We start from the raw sequence: 16,852 nt of genomic DNA, 5'->3' as shown, positions 1-16,852 counted from the left end.
GGCTGGAAAGAAACAACAATCCTCCGTTAGATGGCATCAGCAATTAACGGTGGGAGTGTCAACTGAGTCCTGCTAAATTATGGTAAGTCCGGGATTGACCTATGACCCTCTCCTTCGACTGGCAAGCGATTCACGCAGAATTAACGGGTATTGAAACCATCACCGATTCCCAACAACTGACCAAACTTTCCCTAGACTACTACCACTTCAGCCCCATTTTGCAGCCTCAACTGGCTGATAAACGGGCGGATTTAGTGGTGCGTCCCGTGAATGAGGCACAAGTGCAACAAGTGGCTCAAGTCTGCGTGCGCCATAAAATCCCCCTAACGGTGCGGGGGGCTGGAACCGGGAATTATGGGCAATGTATCCCCCTCATGGGCGGGATAGTCTTAGATACCAGCCGCCTAGACCAAATTCTCTGGATTAAAGACGGGGTGGCGGCTGTGGAAGTGGGGGTTAAAATGGCGGCCTTTGATAAACAAGCCCGCTTACAAGGTTGGGAGTTGCGGATGTATCCCTCTACTTACCGCACGGCCACCCTCGGGGGGTTTATTGGAGGCGGAAGTGGGGGCATTGGGTCGATTAATTATGGACAACTGCGCGATCGCGGTAATGTCTACAGCGCCCGAGTTGTCACCCTCGAAGATCACCCCCAAATTCTCACCCTACGGGGAGATGAAGTACAATCTGTCAACCATGCCTATGGAACCAATGGCATTATCACCCAACTGGAAATTCCCCTCGCTCCCGCTTATCCTTGGGCGGAAGTCATTGTCACTTTTGGGGACTTTCTCACGGCCGCCCGGTTTGGTCAAGCCCTCAGTGATGGGGATGGTTTCGTGAAAAAGTTAGTCTCCGTTTGTGCGGACCCCATTGGGAGCTATTTCACCGCCCTACAAGGGTTTATTCCCCCCGGTCAGTCCTGTGCTTTATTAATGGTAGCGGAATCCTCCTTAGAACCCTTACAAGCTTTAGTCCAAGACTATGGCGGCACCATTACCTATCAGAAAACCGCCCAGGAAGCCCAAAAAGGCATCAGTTTAGCCGAATTCACCTGGAACCATACCACCCTCCACGCCCGCGCTGTTGACCCCTCCTTAACCTATTTACAGACCTTTTATTTCGATTTAGAGCGCGTCGCGGCGATGTATGAGCATTTTGGAGATGAGGTGATGATTCACTTAGAATTTTTACGGGTCGAAGGTCGCGCTATTGCGGCCGGATTACAATTAGTCCGCTATACCACCCCAGAGCGTCTAGGAGAGATTATTGAGTATCATGAGGCTCAAGGGTGTGCGATCGCCAATCCCCACACCTACATCCTCGAAGACGGCGGCCGCAAGGTGATTGACCCCCTACAACTTGCCTTTAAAGAACAAGTTGACCCCTACGGCTTACTCAATCCCGGTAAAATGCGCGCATGGGAAGAGAAATTTAACTAGAAATTTAACTAATGGTGGGAATGGCCAATGGACGTTCATGAACTACTCACCCGCTACAAGAACGGAGAACGAGATTTCTCAGGCGTTAACTTAATGGGTGTTGATTTATCTGGCACCAAGTTAGAGGGGATTAATCTAGCAGGAGCCTACTTAGGAGCCGCCAACTTCAAACGAGCCAATTTAAGCCGAGCTAATTTAAATGGCGCTTTTTTATATCGGGTAGACTTCAGTTGGGCGAAAGTAACACAGGCGGATTTGTGCCGGGCTGATTTAACAAAAGCCAATTTATCTGGGGCTTATTTCGTCAAATCCTTACTCAAAGAGGCAAAATTAAGCGGCGCTACACTGAGCTATGTCAATTTACAGTTAGCCCACTTACAAGGCGTTAACTTGTGTGGAGCTAATTTACAGGGCATTAATTTCCGTTGGGCGAATTTGTCAGATGTGAATTTTAGTTGGGCAAACCTATCCGGCGCTCGTTTGAGTGGGGCTAATTTTCGCGGAGCCATCCTCAACGGGGTGAAACTGAGTGCAGCTTATATGAATGCAGTGGATCTCCAAGGGGTTGATTTAGATGGGGTGGATCTTAGCGGAGCTAAACTGAGTGGGGCCAATTTGAGCGAGGCCAACTTAACCGTGGCGAATTTGAGCGAGGCACAGTTGAGAGCAGCGATTCTGACAAAGGCCAAACTCCACGGGGCGACCTTACGGCAAGCTAATTTACGCAAGGCTGAACTGGCTGAGGCTGATTTAAGTAAAGCCGATTTGCAAGGAGCGCTGTTGTCTGAGGTTAATTTAACCGGAGCCAATTTAAATCAAGCCAATTTGACGGCGACTAATTTAACACGGGCTACCCTGCGGGATGCCTACTTGTGGGGGGTAGATTTAACGGGAGCCCTGTTGGAGGGAACAAATTTAACCGGGGCAAACTTACGGGGGAGCATTTTTGAGGATACCCAACAACAACAAGCGATTTTTGGACAAACTACTATGCCAGATGGACAGTTGAGGGGTTAACCCCCCCTAACGACAGAAGCCGAAAACTTACTGAGGGTTTTAAGGTTAATCTGTTAAAAAACCTTTAAAAATGGTCTTAAGTAGGCAAAGTGGGTTAACATCAGGGGGAGGATAGTCTAAAATCCATCAAAAATCAAAGGCAAACCAGAGAAGTGTGATCCGTATAGTGCATTAGCCAAATAGTGCATTAGCCAAGGCTAATACAGGAATCACACCCCAGAACCCGAAGCTGCATCCCCAATTTAACCGCAGTTTTTACGATAAACCAGAAGCTATGTCCTATACATTTGATATTCTTGGCGTTTCTTCCGTCCTGACGTTCTTCCACTACCAAGAACAGAATCCCCACCCGTTACAAGGAGGGAAAGCGTATCTAGGGAGTTTAGATTGCACATTAGATGGTTTTTTACAGTCGGCTGAACAGATGCCAGATAAATGGGCTTGGGAATGGGATCAAATGCTGAGTACCATTGTTAATTTTTGGCTCAAACATGAGGATAGTATCCGTTTTTGGCAAGAGGAATTACATCGCGCAGGTCAAGAGAGTTTGGTCATTGGTCGGGTCGCCAATGTTAATATTTTAAGGGTTGAGTTAGAGTCTTTATGGGAGACTTAAGGACTACTTATTAAATAGTAGTAATTAAAAATTACTCAATTGCCTAAACGTAGCTAATTCAGCCGCTAATTCAATGGCGGCTTTCATGCTGGCTGCATTAGCGATTCCTTTTCCGGCAATGTCAAAGGCCGTTCCATGATCGGGGGAGGTGCGAATAAAGGGTAAACCAATGGTTGTATTAATGGCTTGTTCAAAAGCCATTAGTTTAACGGGAATTAACCCTTGATCATGATACAATGCTAAGTAGCCGTCTGCTAACAGGGTGTTTTGTTGAGGGATGTTGAACTCTAGATTGGTCTTATCTACATGACCGTACCAAGCTTTTGCGGGATGAATCCACAGGGTATCGGGTGGGACTAAGCCAATCAGGGAAAGGTTAGGATATTTGAGCCGTTCTTGTTCTAACCAAGGGATTAAAATATCCCGTTCTTCTGTGCCGAGTTTTCCCTGTTCGCCACTGTGGGGATTTAAACCAGAAATGACAATTTTAGGGGCATGAATGCCGAAGTCTGTTTGTAAACAGTGGATGAGTAAATCGAGTTTTTCGCTGAGTAATTCTGGGGTGAGGGCGTCGGGAACGTGACGGAGGGGAATGTGGGTGGTGGCTAGGAGGGTGATCAGTTGCCATTGAGTATAAGGCGATCGCGCTACAAATAACATCCCATAGCGATCCACCCCTGCACCTTGGGCTAAAACCTCGGTTTGTCCGGGATAATTATAGCCTGCGGCTTGCCAGAGGGATTTCGCAATGGGGGCTGTGACGATGCCTTGAAAGCGTCCGGTGAGAGTCTGGGCGATCGCCTCTTTTAAATAAATAAAACTCGCTTTCCCACTCGCTGCACTCCCCACCCCCTGTTCAATCTGAGTCTCCGCCACAGATAAATCAATCATCGGAAATGCTTCAGGATTGGCAATGGTTTCCAGTCCCAAGCCTCGCAACTGCTGATAAGCCTGCTGAAACAGCCGACGACTCCCCACAAGGGTGATTGTACATTTTTCCGTTAAGGAGGGGTCTGTGAGGGCTTTTAGCACTACCTCGGGTCCAATACTGGCCGGATCCCCCATAGTAACGGCTAAGGCAGGACGGCATGAGGAAGATGAGATCATAACTCAACCGGGGATTTTTTTTGAGACTTCAGTGCTTTATAATAAAGGATAGATGGCTCAGTCGTCTTGCTTTATCATCCCATTATATCACAATAAAAGGAGCATTTTTAATGACCGCTAACGACATTTTGTTTAACGCTGTTGTCCTATCTTCCACCCTGATTTTAGTGGGGTTATCTCTGGGATTTCTCATCCTGAAAATTCAAGGCAAAGCGGCTGATTAATTGAGCCAAAGTCTGGGACTAAATTCTGAATTATAACTCAGGGGTAATGGGTCGCTTTTAATTATCAATTATCAATTTGGATTTACCCCTTTATTTTTTAATCCAAATGTCTACTAAACCCACCATTGAGTTTCTTTCTGGTCTTCCAGAAGAATTAACCGACGTGCGACTGCGCCGGGGGAAAACTTCGGGCATTCGCAACGTTTTGATGATCTTTGAAAATTTACGCGCCTTGGAATTAGTGAATAGTTACACTCGCCAATCGAAAGGGGCGTTGCATCTCATTGATCAAGAGGGGGAAATTCAAGTGACCCCTTCCTCCCTGAAAATCCGTTTTGGGGGAGATGACGGCGACGATTTGCATGGAGTAGAATGTCAATTTGAAATTCATGAAGATGACCATTGGGAACGGTTTATGCGCTTTATGCACCGTTACGCCGAAGCCAATGGCATGGGCTATCAAGATAGCTAACCCCCCCGATTTTTTCTAAAACTTGTAATGATGAGCAAGCCTTAAAATTAGAAAAAATCCAATTCAATTAAACTGTGGTGTGAGTGGAGTCATGACGGAACAAAAACTAAAAATTGCGGTCACAGGTGGGACGGGATTTGTGGGGACTCGTTTAGTGGAAAAACTACACAGTGAAGGTCATTCTATCCTGTTGTTGACCCGGGATGAAAACCGCGCTAAACGAGTGTTCCCTCCCCAAGTTTTCCCCCAGTTGAAGATTGTGCCTTACACCCCTACCCAGTCGGGAGACTGGCAACAAACTATTTCTGGGTGTGATGCCGTAATTAATTTAGCCGGGGAGTCTATTGCAGAGGGACGCTGGACTCAAGAACGCAAACAGAACATCTTTGAGAGTCGGCAATTGGGGACTCGCATGATTGTAGAGGCGATCGCCCAAGCCCATCCCAAACCCGCCGTTTTAATTAATCCTTCAGCCATTGGGTACTATGGAACCAGCGAAACGGCCATCTTTGAAGAGACTAGCACCCCCGGAAACGATTTTCTCGCTCAGGTCTGTCAAGCGTGGGAAACGGAAGCAGAACAGGTGAAAAAAAGCGGGGTGCGTCTCGTGATTTTGCGCTTTGGCATCGTGTTAGGGAATGGGGGTGCGATCGCCAAAATGATTCCCCCCTTTAAACTCTTCGCAGGGGGTCCCATTGGTTCCGGGAAACAATGGTTTTCTTGGATTCACCGAGAAGATTTAATCAACCTGATTATAACCGCCTTAAAACAGCCCGATTTTGCCGGAATCTATAACGCCACAGCCCCTAATCCAGTGCGGATGAAAACCCTATGCGATACCCTCGGACAATTGATGAATCGACCCTCTTGGTTGCCCGTTCCCAGTTTCGTTTTAGAAGCCCTGTTAGGGGATGGGGCTATTGTGGTTTTAGAAGGGCAACAAGTGTTACCAAAAGCCACAATAAAAACAGGGTTTGTTTATGAATATTCCACCGTTGACAAAGCCTTAAAAGAAGTCCTCTCCCATTAAAAAAAGAGAATTTTGTGATTTTTTAAAATTCCTATCTATAGCCAACCTATCTGAGTCGTGCAAAAACGGCTCGGCTGGAATCCAGATAAGACAATAGCCCAGAGTTCATGTCTCACTCAGACGAGCTATGGATGACAATATCAATCACCGATTCGCGCTATACTAACCCCTAGAAATTGAGGAAAGTGACAGCTATGACCATTTGGATTAACGAACAACTTGACCCCTCTGGTATGATTCACGCTTGTATTGCCAGTTGTGATGAAATGACTGCCCAAGAGTGTTATAAATCCTTTGAAGAAAATCTAACACCCGAACAAAAATCTCAAGGCTGGATTGTCCAGATGAGAACGGTTGAATCGTGGGATGATGTTCCCGTGAATTCGTTAAAATTGAATTAGATGCTCCCCAGTATTTAATACGCTTGTACAATTTCAATATTAGACTCCTGCTGAATCCCCATCTCTTGAGATTGGGGAGGGTCAAAGATTCTTCGTTCTTTCATCCCGCCAAATCCTAAAATAGGAGAAGCGACGATATCAGCATAAGGAGAATCAATTGTGGGGTTAATACTGCTGGCAGAGGATGCGAGTTTCTCTCGAACTATGTTAAGACGGGCTTTAGAGAAAGAAGGTCATGAGGTCATCGAGGCCACCAACGGCAAACATTGCCTAGAGATGCTGGAAAACCACGAACCGGATTGTTTATTTTTAGATTTATTAATGCCCGAAATGAATGGCTATGAGGTCTTAGAAGCCTTGCAGAATCAAGGGATACGCCTGCCCGTGGTGGTGGTGACGGCAGATATTCAGGATACCTCACGGGAACGTTGCTTGAATTTGGGTGCGATCGCCGTTTTAAATAAACCCCCCAAACCCCAAGAGCTACAAATCATCCTACAACATATTCAGCTTATAAACGGAGGGGACTCTTGACTCAGTTAACCGAGATGCAGCAAGATGCACTCCAAGAGTTAGTCAATATTGGAGTCGGACAGGCCGCGGGGACATTAAACGAGATGGTTCAATCCCATATTGCGTTACAAATCCCCCATGTGCAACTCCTATCTGTTGTAGAAGCACAGGAAAAACTACAACAGGAACTCGACGGAGAACCCATGTCAGCCGTGCAGTTAGGCTTTAATGGCTCTTTTGCCGGGGTAGCCCAATTGGTCTTTCCCACCACCAGCGCCCTAGCCCTAGTCGCTATTTTAACCGGAGAACCCCTAGATGGTCCCGATTTAGATTCCTTAAAAATCAGTACCTTAAACGAGGTGGGAAATATTGTGATTAATGGGGTTATGGGTGCGATCGCCAACACCCTCGAACAATATCTAGAATATGATATCCCCGTTTATCTCGAAGATACAATTAGTCATTTACTGTATAACCAAGTGAGCGCCAATGATGCCATTTTACTAGCAGAAACCCGCTTTGAGATTCAACAACTAAAAGTAACGGGAAATATTATCCTAGTGTTTAGGGTCGGCTCTCTCAATGCGCTGCTACAGGCCCTGCAAATTCCATGACCAATCCCCAACTCTCCGAATCTTTAAACTTTGATCTCTTTGATCGGATTCCCGAGGGCGTTTGTGTTCTTCGTAGTGATTTTGTCGTGGTGTTTTGGAACAAAACCCTCGAAAGTTGGACGAAAATTCCTCGCCGCGAAATCATCGGCTTCCCCATTGATCAGTATTATTCTCATTTCCGAGAGCCAAAATATCAGGGACGTTTACAACAAATTTTTAACGGCGGGCCACCGATAGTTTTTTCCGCCCAACTCCATAAATACTTAATTCCGGTACCCTTTGGCCCCGATCAATTACGCAGTCAACAAGTGATGGTGACAGGCCTCCCCAATGCCGGGGGGCAGGAATTCTATGCCGTTTTAGCCATTCAAGATGTCACCGATTTAACCCATCAAAGCCAAGCTTACCGGAAAATGCGGGATCAGGCCTTAGCGGAAATCCAGCAACGGCAGCATATTGAGGCAGCCTTACGGGAAAGTGAAGCCCGCTATGCCAAAATTTTCGAGGATGGCCCCTTGGGAATGGCCTTAATTGACCAAAATCATGGTTTTTTTCGGGTGAATCGGCGCTTTAGTCAGATGGTCGGTTATGGTGAGGAGGAGTTAACCGGGTTAAGTGTCCTAGAAATTACCCATCCCTTAGATCGCGAAAAAACTGCCTATTGGTTGGAAGAGTTGAACCGAGGGAATTGTGAATCTTACCGTCTAGAGAAACGCTATTGTAGTAAAACGCAAGGGGTTCTCTGGGTAATGGTCACGGTTTCCATGATTCGCAACTACGACGGACAAGCTCTCTATCGCCTCAGTTTAGTAGAAGATATTACCGAACGGAAACAGTCCGAGGAAGCCTTAAATCAAGCCCATGATCACTTAAAACGCTGGGTGATGGAGTTAGAACAGCGTAACCGAGAGATTACCTTATTGCGGGATTTGAGCAATGCCCTACAAGCCAGTTTAACCCGGGGTGCGATCGCTGGGGCAATTCGTCATTTTGTCCAAGCCTTGTTTCCCCAAAGGGCTGGAGGCGTTTTAATCTCAGACCAGGAACAGGTGCGGGTGTTTAGTGATTGGGGAGATGCCTTGGTGATTGAACAGGTGGCGTTGAGTTATCAAAACTGGCTGCGTCAACAACAACGGAGGAATGGCCTGTGTGACTGTAAACGTTTCTTGGCAACCTTGCCCAAGGAGTATTTTTATCTTCCCCTCCATAGCCAAAACCAAGAACTGGGGTTATTTTTACTAGAAGGGCAGATCGCCGCCGGGGAATCGTTAAACCAAACAGAACAGGATTTAGCCGAAACTGTGGCGGAAAATATTGCCTTAGCCTTGGCGAATTTACAGTTACGGGAAACCCTCCATGAATTGAGTATTCGGGATGGTTTGACAGGCTTGTATAATCGCCGTTATCTAGAAGAAGCGCTGGGGCGAGAGATCCATCTGGCACTGCGCAAGGGCTATCCGGTGGGGGTGATTATGTTGGATGTGGATCATTTTAAGAATTTTAATGATACCTATGGCCATGCGATCGGCGACCGTGTTTTACAAGTTCTGAGTGAATTTTTAGTGCTGAATATCCGCAATAGTGATATTGCTTGCCGTTATGGCGGGGAAGAATTACTCTTGATTTTGCCCGAGGCTAGCCTAGAAAATACCCAGAAACGGGCTGACCAAATTCGTCAAGGGATTAAAACCTTGAAAATCGAGCATCAAGGGCAGACTGTCGGTAAAATTACTCTATCGTTGGGAGTGGCCTGTTTTCCCCAACATGGTCTGACTTGGGAGGCGGTGATTCGTGCGGCCGATCAAGCGCTCTATCAAGCCAAAGCCACGGGGCGCGATCGCGTGGTTGCTTTCGGCCCGTCTATAGATGAACCAACCCTATAAAATTTAATCTGAACGTCTACAAAAAATCGATGAAGAACCGCCAACGGCTTGGACTATTGATTCTCAATATGACGACCCTTTCCTTGTCTCTCATTGTGGCATCTGGAGGCATCTATCTGTTGTATCGAACCGCCCTACAGCAGCAGCAAGAACAGTTGGCCCAAATGGCGAAACAACAACGCCAGTGGATTACTTCATTATCTCAAGGGGAAGAGAATCCCACCGAGTTGTTGGCAACCGTACAGAATAGCCTGCAACAAACCCAACTCCCCGACCGGACGGGAGAACTTGTGATTGGGACGCGACAAGGCGATCGCATTGAGTTCCTACTTAGTCAGCGCAACAACCAAGTCACTACTCCCGATCCTGTACAGTGGACCGATCAAAGTCGGGCGAGCGCCATGCGTAACGCCCTTACGGGAGAGTCTGGGGCGGAAATTGGCCCCGATTACGAGGGAATTGAGGTGATTGCGGCCTATGAACCCATCGACACCCTCAACTGGGGCATAGTGATTCAAGTCGATTTAGCCGCTTTCCAATCCCCCTACTTAAAGGTAGGGGTAATTGTCGCGGTAGCCCTGATTGTATTAGATGCTATTGGCTCCTTGATTTATAGCCAAGTGAGTGGACGGGCAAAACAGGCTTTAGAACGCAGCGAAGCCAAAAACCGCGCCATGATTGAACAGGCCGCTGATGGTATGATTTTGTTGAGTGAAAAGGCGGTGATTGAGTCCTTTAACCGAGCGGCCGAGCAGATTTTTGGCTACAAAGCCTCTCAGGTGTTGGGGCAACATATTCAAACCCTCATGCTGGCCTTTGGGGAAGGAGAGGGCGAGGTCGAAAGTACCCTCTTTGGCGAAACTACGGCCATTCAACCTGTCAATACGGCCGCCCAGAATCCCAATAGTTTAGAAAAGATTAGCCATCATCCCCTTGCCACCACAAAACGGGAATTTTTGGGACAACGACAGGATGGGAGTATTTTCCCCCTAGAATTGGCGGTTTCTCGCTTACTGGAAGGGAAAATCAAGCGGTTTTTATTGATTGTGCGGGATGTGACGGAACGGAAACAAGCTGAAGAAGCCCTGAAAAAACTCAACGAGGAACTGGAATTGCGGGTGGAAGAACGCACTACCCAGTTAATGAACCTCAATGAGGAACTGTTACACGAAATCGCCGAACGGAACAACGCTGAGGAATCCCTCCAAGACAGTGAGAAACGCTTTAGATCCCTATTCCAACAGTCGGAAATCGGCGTGATTCAGTGTAACCGCAGTGGGGAATTCCTGAAGGTGAACCCCAAATTCTCCCGCCTGATTCAGTATGGGGAAATGGAGTTAAGAGACTATACTTTACAAGAACTCAGCCACCCTGAAGATTTAGGTAATTTAGTGCATCAGTACCGCCGATTGGTGGATGGAGAACAGGGGGAACTGGTACTAGAGCAACGGTATATTTGCAAAGATGGCTCAGAAGTGTGGGTGATGATTACTGGGTCTGTGGTGCGGGATGTGATGGGCGAGGTGATGTATTTCTTGGGTTTGGTGGAAGATATTAGCGATCGCATGACCATTCAGACCGCCCTACAAGCGAGTGAATCCACCCTCAAGAGCTTTTATAACAGCACCTCCATGATGATGGGGATTATTGAATTGCTGGACAATGACATTCGCCACATTTCCGATAATGCCGTGACGACGGAGTTTTTCCGCCTCTCCCCCCTCACCCAAACCAGCCTACTGGCCAGTGAAATGGGCGTGCCGGAAGAGATCCGCCGCTATTGGATCGATCACTGTCAAGAAAGTGCGCGTCTGGGGAAACCTGTTCAATTTGAATATGCTTATGAAACCGATCTCGATGATCACAGCGTCGATATTCGTTGGTTATCGGCCACGGTTTCCTCCATTGACGGTCAACAACGGTTCTCCTATATGGTGGAAGATATCACCGAACGACGGCGACAAACCGAAGAACTGCGGCGAGCGAAAGAACAGTTGAGTCATTCGGTGTTGGAATTGGATTCCCACCGCCAAGAAATGGAAAAACTCGCCGAACTCAACGACTTTTTACAGGCCAGCGCCACCCTCAATGATGCCTATGATGCCATTGCCGAATTAATCGCCCCCCTCTTCCCTGACTGTTCTGGGGGGGTTTTCGCCCTCAATGAAGCCGGAAATTTGGTCGAGGCGATCGCCACTTGGGGAGAACATTTCAACAGCGAAACCATCTTTTCTCCCGATGACAGTTGGGCGCTCAGACGAGGCCGCACCCACTGGTCCGACGCTTCCCATCCCCGTCTGATGAGCAAACATATTCGCCGAGATCCCCCCCCCGGATTCTCCCTCAGTATCCCCCTGGTAGCCCAAGGGGACACCCTCGGCCTGTTATACCTCACGTCTCCCCATCAAGAGATTCTCAATGAGGCAAAGCAGCAATTTGCCCACACTGTCGCTGAACAATTAGCCCTCTCTTTGGCTAATGTCAAGCTGCGGGTTAACTTAAAACTGGATACCATTCACGATCCCCTCACCGGGCTATTTAACCGTCGTTATTTAGAAGAGTCCCTCGAACGGGAAGTTTATACCGCCGTCCGCCAAAAACGCTCTCTGGGCTTAATCCTGCTCGATATCGACCACTTCCGCAACTTTAACAATACTTTTGGCCATGAGGCCGGGGATTTAGTCCTCAAAGGCCTCGGGAGTTTTATCCGGCGCAGTCTCCACCAAGCGGACTTAGCGGCTCGTTACGGGGGAGAGGAGATCATTGTGTTGATTCCGGATCAATCCCTTGATGAACTCCACCATCGGGCCCAAGTGTTACGGGAAGGGATTAAGGGCTTAAAATTTGAACATCAGCAACAGTTTTTAGATAGCATTACTGTCTCCCTTGGGGTGGCTAAACTGCCGGAAAATGGCATGACTTGGAAGACCTTGTTGGAAGGGGTAGAAATGGCTTTAAGTCGCGCTAAAGCTGAAGGACGGGATCGGGTGTCGGTGTTGCAATGAGTGGGAGGGTGGGCTTAGGGAATCGGGAATCGGTAGTCCGGGAACTCTCCCCCCCTGTTCCCTATTCCCCGCTCCCCCGCTCCCTATTCCCGACTCCCCAACTGTTGCCAAGCTAAACGGGCTGCGCCAATGGCTCCGGCATTATTACCTAAAGCGGCCACAAGGAGATGAAAACGGGTGCGAGAGGTGGCTAGGACTCGCTGTTCAATTTCCGCTAGGGCTGAGGGAAAAAAGAACTCTGCACTAGCGCTGACTCCCCCCCCAATAACAGCCACCTCGGGGGTGAGAATGTAGAGTAAATTGCTTAAACCAATGCCTAAAAGCCGTCCGTAATCCTGCCAAAATTCTAAGGCCTTGCGATCGCCCTTTTTCGCTAACTCCCCCAACTCAATCGGCTCCTGCCCCGTTGCTCGTCGAATCGCCCCAATTGATAAATGTTGCTCCAAAGAACCACGATTCCCACTATTACAAGGCGGCCCCTCGGGATTAATCGTCATTAACCCCAACTCCCCGGCCGCTCCATCATAGCCTGTGAATAACTGACCCTCCAAGATAATCGCACCCCCCACCCCCGTTCCCAAGGTCAGCAGGATAGAATGGCGAAAGTTAGCCGCCGCCCCAATCCAAGCTTCCCCTAATCCCGCACAGTTGGCATCGTTGGCAATAACCGTCGGGAGTCCCGTTTTAGCTTCTAATTCTTGGGCTAGAGGAACATTCTGCCACTCGGCGAGATTAATCGCGACTAAAGCCACTTTTCCCGCCACATCAGCCGGCCCGGGAACCCCCACCCCAAGGGCGATCGCGTGACCTTGATTCAACTCCTGCACCGTTTGCGCGATCGCCTCAATCACCCGATTCGGTTCTGACGGTTGCGGAGTGGGAATCCTGCGGAACTCCAGACAAGTCCCATCGGCTAAAAACCGCCCCAATTTAATCGCGGTACCTCCTAAGTCAATACCAATTACTTCCGGATTTTGTTGTGATTCCATTGTTATGACTTGACCATCTTCTTAAACTTAGTTTAAAGTTTTCATTGTACAAAGAAAAGGCTGTTTTTGGGCTAATCCTAGGGGGATTAATCTTAAGTTCCTTCAGTTCCCCTGTTTACTCTCTTCGCCCTTAGATTCTGCCCATCTACTCCCCCCAACTTTTCAAAGCTTTGTAACCCAAAATTTAATCCCTTACTCTAGTCTTTGTAAAGATACATCAAGCCGTTAATCCAATCGAGAAAACTGGGAAAAATAAACAAGAAAGATCCGCTTTTGGTATCTTGACATTTGAGGATCTACAAATCTGTTTTTTACCAACAAACAGTATACATCGCTACAATTTATAAAAACTATACACAATGAATCAGAAGTGTTGAATCGGTACTTATGAACTAAGTACAAATGGACACACTAACCCTGTTAAGGGGTAAATTTAACCAGGTGGCACTAGCTCTCTAAACCAGTGTACATAGCTAATTTTTTGACACATAAACGCCTGTAAATATCGCAATTTATCCAATAAAGATTTACCGAACTCTGTCGGTATCTTGAGCATATTTAGAAGTAAATAGGCAATCAGACAACTATAAATCTGGATTTCAATTCCGTTGATATTTTTAGGGATGAGGCGATCTAATTTGAGGTGCATCTTTAAAAATTTCCAAAGCAACTCAATTGACCAACGCAAACGATAAAACTCGGCAATTTCTTCTGAGCTAACTCCTCCTTCTCCCGTCTCGGGTAAGTTCGTTACTAATCGAAACTCAGTCTTTTTCTCTAAGTCGCTAAAACTTACGACTCTAGCTTCAATTTGTTCGCGACCTTGGCCTAGTAAACAATTGCCATTATCTAGGAAAGTTAAGTGAACATTGTTCCTAATTCTCAGAACGAAGTAGCGATCCTTCAACTTTTGTAACAGGGCAATTTGAATTAGGCTAAAAAAGCCTCTATCCATTATTCCAACGCCATTAGCTGGAATTGATTCTAGGGTTGTATCGCCATATTTATAGTCATGACCTTGACCAAAATGAAGGAAGAGTCCGCCTGGAATTCCGGTGAAGAGATTTAGACCCGCAAAAAGCTTGACTTGGTGAACTTCTTGATGCCAGAGTAACTTACTGGTGAGAGTGACAATGGTTGAATCTAAGGGAAAAAGTTGTAGCTGATTGGATGGAATCTTATTCTGTTTAAGAAACTGTTGTGTTAGATGAACCCACAATTGATAAAAAATTTGAGGATCGCGATACTTACTGGCTTTAGAAAAGGTGGAAATATCAACAGACTCCCCCATAATATTAAGCCTCTTGAAGAGACTTCTCATACTGGTTTGACTCTGGTCAAGAACAAATTCAAGCCAAATGGAAACGAATTTAAAAGTATTTAAGACGGGATAGTCATCTTGAGGCAAATGACCGAGGCATTGTTTGACAATTTGAGGAAAGTTGGATAGAATCAAGGGATTAGTTTTTTTAAAAAAGTAAGCCCCTATTTTAAAACAATAGGGGCTTTTTGTCAAGTTTTTTACTAACATTCAACACTTCTGACAATGAATAACTCTGGGAATACTTCCCCAACACCCACCATGAAAAATAGTGATGATAACTTTTATGCCATTATCCGGGATCACGTTGACTTAATCTGTCGCTATGAAGTCGATGGGACAATTCTATTTGTCAACGATGCCTACTGTAAGTATTTCCAGAAATCCCGTTCAGAATTAATCGGGCGCTGTTGGATTCCCAACATTCCCCACGACGACCTACAAATTCTCAATCAACAGTATGAACTGTTAACCCCAGAGAATCCCGTCTTTACCTGTGAAGTGCGGGTCATCCTCAATCATGGTGAAATTCGTCATCAAAGTTGGCGGAATCGAGGAATTTTTGACAAGCAAGGCGAGTTAATTATTGTCCAAGCCGTGGGACAAGATATTACCGATTCCAAGCGATCGCAAGAAGCCTTACAAGCGGCTCAAAATCGTCTCCAGCACCTCCTGTCATCCAGTCCCGTAGTGATTTATACTCGTCATCCCAACACCCACATTCTCACCTTTATCAGTGATAATTGTCAGGACATCTTAGGCTATTCCTCCCAAGACTTTTTAGCCTCCACGGAATTGTGGAAGCAACGGATTGATCCCGCCCATCGGGAGCGTGTTCTGCAAGCATTCAGTCAGCTAGAACACCAGCAACACTTGATTTTAGAATACCGTTTTCTCCACCCCGATGGTTCAGCCCGTTGGTTACGAGATGAAATGAAAATGATTCACGATCCCCAAGCCAATTTATGGGAATGTATCGGCTCCATTGTGGATATTAGCGATCGCCACGCCACCGAAGAACAACTACACCTCTTCAAAATGATTGTCGAAAACTCCCAAGAAGCCATTGGCGTAAGTGACCCCCAAGGGAATATTATTTACACCAATCCCGCCCACAATAAACTTTTTGGCAATCCCCCCCTCGAAAAAGGCCCCCTTAACTATCGTGATTTGTTGACCCCTAAAAGCCAAGATTACCTAGAAAAAGCCGTCTATCCCCTACTCAATCAAGGTCACGATTGGATTGGTGAAATTGATGCTCAAGACTTGTCCGGGCGATGTTTCCCCCTCTGGCAACGCATCAACACCATCCGAGATGATCAGGGAAAAATGGTTTATCATTTTGCCTTAATGCACGATGTGAGCGATCGCAAAAAAGCCGAAGCCGCCATTCTCAACGCCCTCGTGCGGGAAAAAGAACTCAACGAACACAAAAGCCGCTTCATCTCCATCGCCTCCCACGAATTCCGCAATCCCCTCACCAGCATCCTCTCCTCCGCCCAACTCCTACAAGCTGGAGATTGGGACGATGAAGAAGAAACCGAACTCTTCAGTCAAATTGAAGAAGCCGTTCATCATCTCACCCTACTCCTCGAAGAAATGAAAACCTTCAATCACGGGCAAATAGGGAAACTCCAATGTCGTCCCGTTCCCATTGAACTGATTAGTTTTTGCTCCCGTCTCATCTTGGAACTCGAACGCAACTATAAAAGCATCCAAAGCACAGAATTTAACCTTGAAACCCCAGATCATTCCACCCTAAACGTTGAAATGGACGAAAAACTCTTGCGGCAAATTCTCACCAATCTGCTATCCAATGCCCTCAAATATTCTCGTCCCCATCATCCCATCCGCTTCAGCCTCACCAGTTCAGAACATAAAGTCATCTTTCGCATTAGTGATTCTGGCATCGGCATCCCTCCCGAAGACTTACCCCACATTTTCCTTCCCTTCCATCGCGGCAATAATGTTAATGCTATCCCCGGCACAGGTTTAGGCCTCGCCATCGTTAAACAAGCCGTCGATTTACAAGGAGGCGAGATAGCCGTAGAATCTCAAGTCGGACAAGGTACAACCTTTATCGTTACCCTGCCTTCCCATACCGCAAGTTGGCGTAAAGATTAATCCTTAATTTGACGATCTACGGGATATTATCGCCGAATAAAATTAAATTGGCTACCATAGAGGAGACGAGGTAACGTAGGATAACACCGAATGT

General features: G+C 46.9%; 15 protein-coding genes. 12 read left to right on the top strand and 3 right to left on the bottom strand.

Features of this window, described 5'->3' with window-relative positions; genetic code table 11:
* The first annotated feature begins 101 nt into the window (after positions 1-101).
* The 3 genes from SPI9445_RS0120150 to SPI9445_RS0120140 all read left to right on the top strand — a co-directional run bounded on the left by SPI9445_RS0120150 (position 102) and on the right by SPI9445_RS0120140 (position 3,075).
* Positions 102-1,442 carry an FAD-binding oxidoreductase gene (locus tag SPI9445_RS0120150; RefSeq protein ID WP_017306590.1) on the top strand — a complete coding sequence of 447 codons (1,341 nt, stop codon included), beginning with the start codon at positions 102-104 and terminating at the stop codon, positions 1,440-1,442.
* 27 nt (positions 1,443-1,469) lie between these two features.
* Entirely contained in the window at positions 1,470-2,459 is a 990-nt protein-coding gene (locus SPI9445_RS0120145) for a pentapeptide repeat-containing protein (protein WP_017306589.1), read from the top strand.
* 274 nt (positions 2,460-2,733) lie between these two features.
* A complete protein-coding gene (locus tag SPI9445_RS0120140) occupies positions 2,734-3,075 on the top strand; it encodes a hypothetical protein (protein WP_017306588.1) in 342 nt (113 codons plus the stop codon).
* 24 nt (positions 3,076-3,099) lie between these two features.
* Here SPI9445_RS0120140 and pdxA read toward each other — a convergent pair whose 3' ends face one another.
* Positions 3,100-4,182: a 4-hydroxythreonine-4-phosphate dehydrogenase PdxA gene (pdxA, locus tag SPI9445_RS0120135; RefSeq protein WP_026079962.1), complete on the bottom strand. Its 1,083-nt coding sequence runs from the start codon at positions 4,180-4,182 to the stop codon at positions 3,100-3,102.
* Between the two features lie 110 nt (positions 4,183-4,292).
* Here pdxA and petM point away from each other — a divergent pair, with 110 nt between their 5' ends.
* The 8 genes from petM to SPI9445_RS27835 all read left to right on the top strand — a co-directional run bounded on the left by petM (position 4,293) and on the right by SPI9445_RS27835 (position 12,324).
* Positions 4,293-4,406 (top strand): cytochrome b6-f complex subunit PetM, encoded by a 114-nt coding sequence (gene petM / locus SPI9445_RS0120130; protein ID WP_017306586.1) that lies wholly within the window; start codon positions 4,293-4,295, stop codon positions 4,404-4,406.
* A gap of 106 nt (positions 4,407-4,512) precedes the next feature.
* Positions 4,513-4,878, top strand: a complete 366-nt coding sequence (gene psb28 / locus SPI9445_RS0120125; protein ID WP_033375213.1) for a photosystem II reaction center protein Psb28 — start codon at positions 4,513-4,515, stop codon at positions 4,876-4,878.
* Positions 4,879-4,969: 91 nt separating this feature from the next.
* Positions 4,970-5,908 carry a thylakoid membrane protein ThyD gene (thyD, locus tag SPI9445_RS0120120; protein WP_017306584.1) on the top strand — a complete coding sequence of 313 codons (939 nt, stop codon included), beginning with the start codon at positions 4,970-4,972 and terminating at the stop codon, positions 5,906-5,908.
* A 194-nt stretch (positions 5,909-6,102) separates the two neighbouring features.
* Positions 6,103-6,309: a hypothetical protein gene (locus SPI9445_RS0120115; RefSeq protein WP_017306583.1), complete on the top strand. Its 207-nt coding sequence runs from the start codon at positions 6,103-6,105 to the stop codon at positions 6,307-6,309.
* 159 nt (positions 6,310-6,468) lie between these two features.
* Positions 6,469-6,843 (top strand): response regulator, encoded by a 375-nt coding sequence (locus SPI9445_RS0120110; RefSeq protein WP_026079960.1) that lies wholly within the window; start codon positions 6,469-6,471, stop codon positions 6,841-6,843.
* 14 nt (positions 6,844-6,857) lie between these two features.
* Complete coding sequence (locus SPI9445_RS0120105; protein WP_017306580.1) at positions 6,858-7,436, top strand: chemotaxis protein CheC; 579 nt, start codon at positions 6,858-6,860, stop codon at positions 7,434-7,436.
* Positions 7,433-9,319, top strand: coding sequence for a sensor domain-containing diguanylate cyclase (locus SPI9445_RS27840; protein WP_017306579.1), 1,887 nt, complete (start codon positions 7,433-7,435; stop codon positions 9,317-9,319). The genes SPI9445_RS0120105 and SPI9445_RS27840 overlap by 4 nt, the downstream gene beginning before the upstream one ends.
* Positions 9,320-9,348: 29 nt before the next feature.
* A complete protein-coding gene (locus SPI9445_RS27835; RefSeq protein ID WP_083883570.1) occupies positions 9,349-12,324 on the top strand; it encodes a PAS domain S-box protein in 2,976 nt (991 codons plus the stop codon).
* 83 nt (positions 12,325-12,407) lie between these two features.
* Here SPI9445_RS27835 and SPI9445_RS0120090 read toward each other — a convergent pair whose 3' ends face one another.
* Both SPI9445_RS0120090 and SPI9445_RS0120085 read right to left on the bottom strand, forming a co-directional pair.
* Positions 12,408-13,313: an ROK family protein gene (locus SPI9445_RS0120090; protein ID WP_017306577.1), complete on the bottom strand. Its 906-nt coding sequence runs from the start codon at positions 13,311-13,313 to the stop codon at positions 12,408-12,410.
* Between the two features lie 433 nt (positions 13,314-13,746).
* Positions 13,747-14,766, bottom strand: a complete 1,020-nt coding sequence (locus SPI9445_RS0120085) for an IS4 family transposase (protein WP_026079427.1) — start codon at positions 14,764-14,766, stop codon at positions 13,747-13,749.
* Between the two features lie 93 nt (positions 14,767-14,859).
* On the opposite strand from SPI9445_RS0120085, the gene SPI9445_RS27830 reads away from it, so the two are divergent.
* Positions 14,860-16,758: a sensor histidine kinase gene (locus tag SPI9445_RS27830; RefSeq protein WP_083883569.1), complete on the top strand. Its 1,899-nt coding sequence runs from the start codon at positions 14,860-14,862 to the stop codon at positions 16,756-16,758.
* Positions 16,759-16,852 lie beyond the last annotated feature (94 nt).

Source organism: Spirulina subsalsa PCC 9445 (assembly GCF_000314005.1).
GTDB lineage: Bacteria > Cyanobacteriota > Cyanobacteriia > Cyanobacteriales > Spirulinaceae > Spirulina_A > Spirulina_A subsalsa.
The sequence above is the reverse complement of the archived record's forward strand: the minus strand, read 5'-3'. Positions and strand labels throughout refer to the sequence as shown.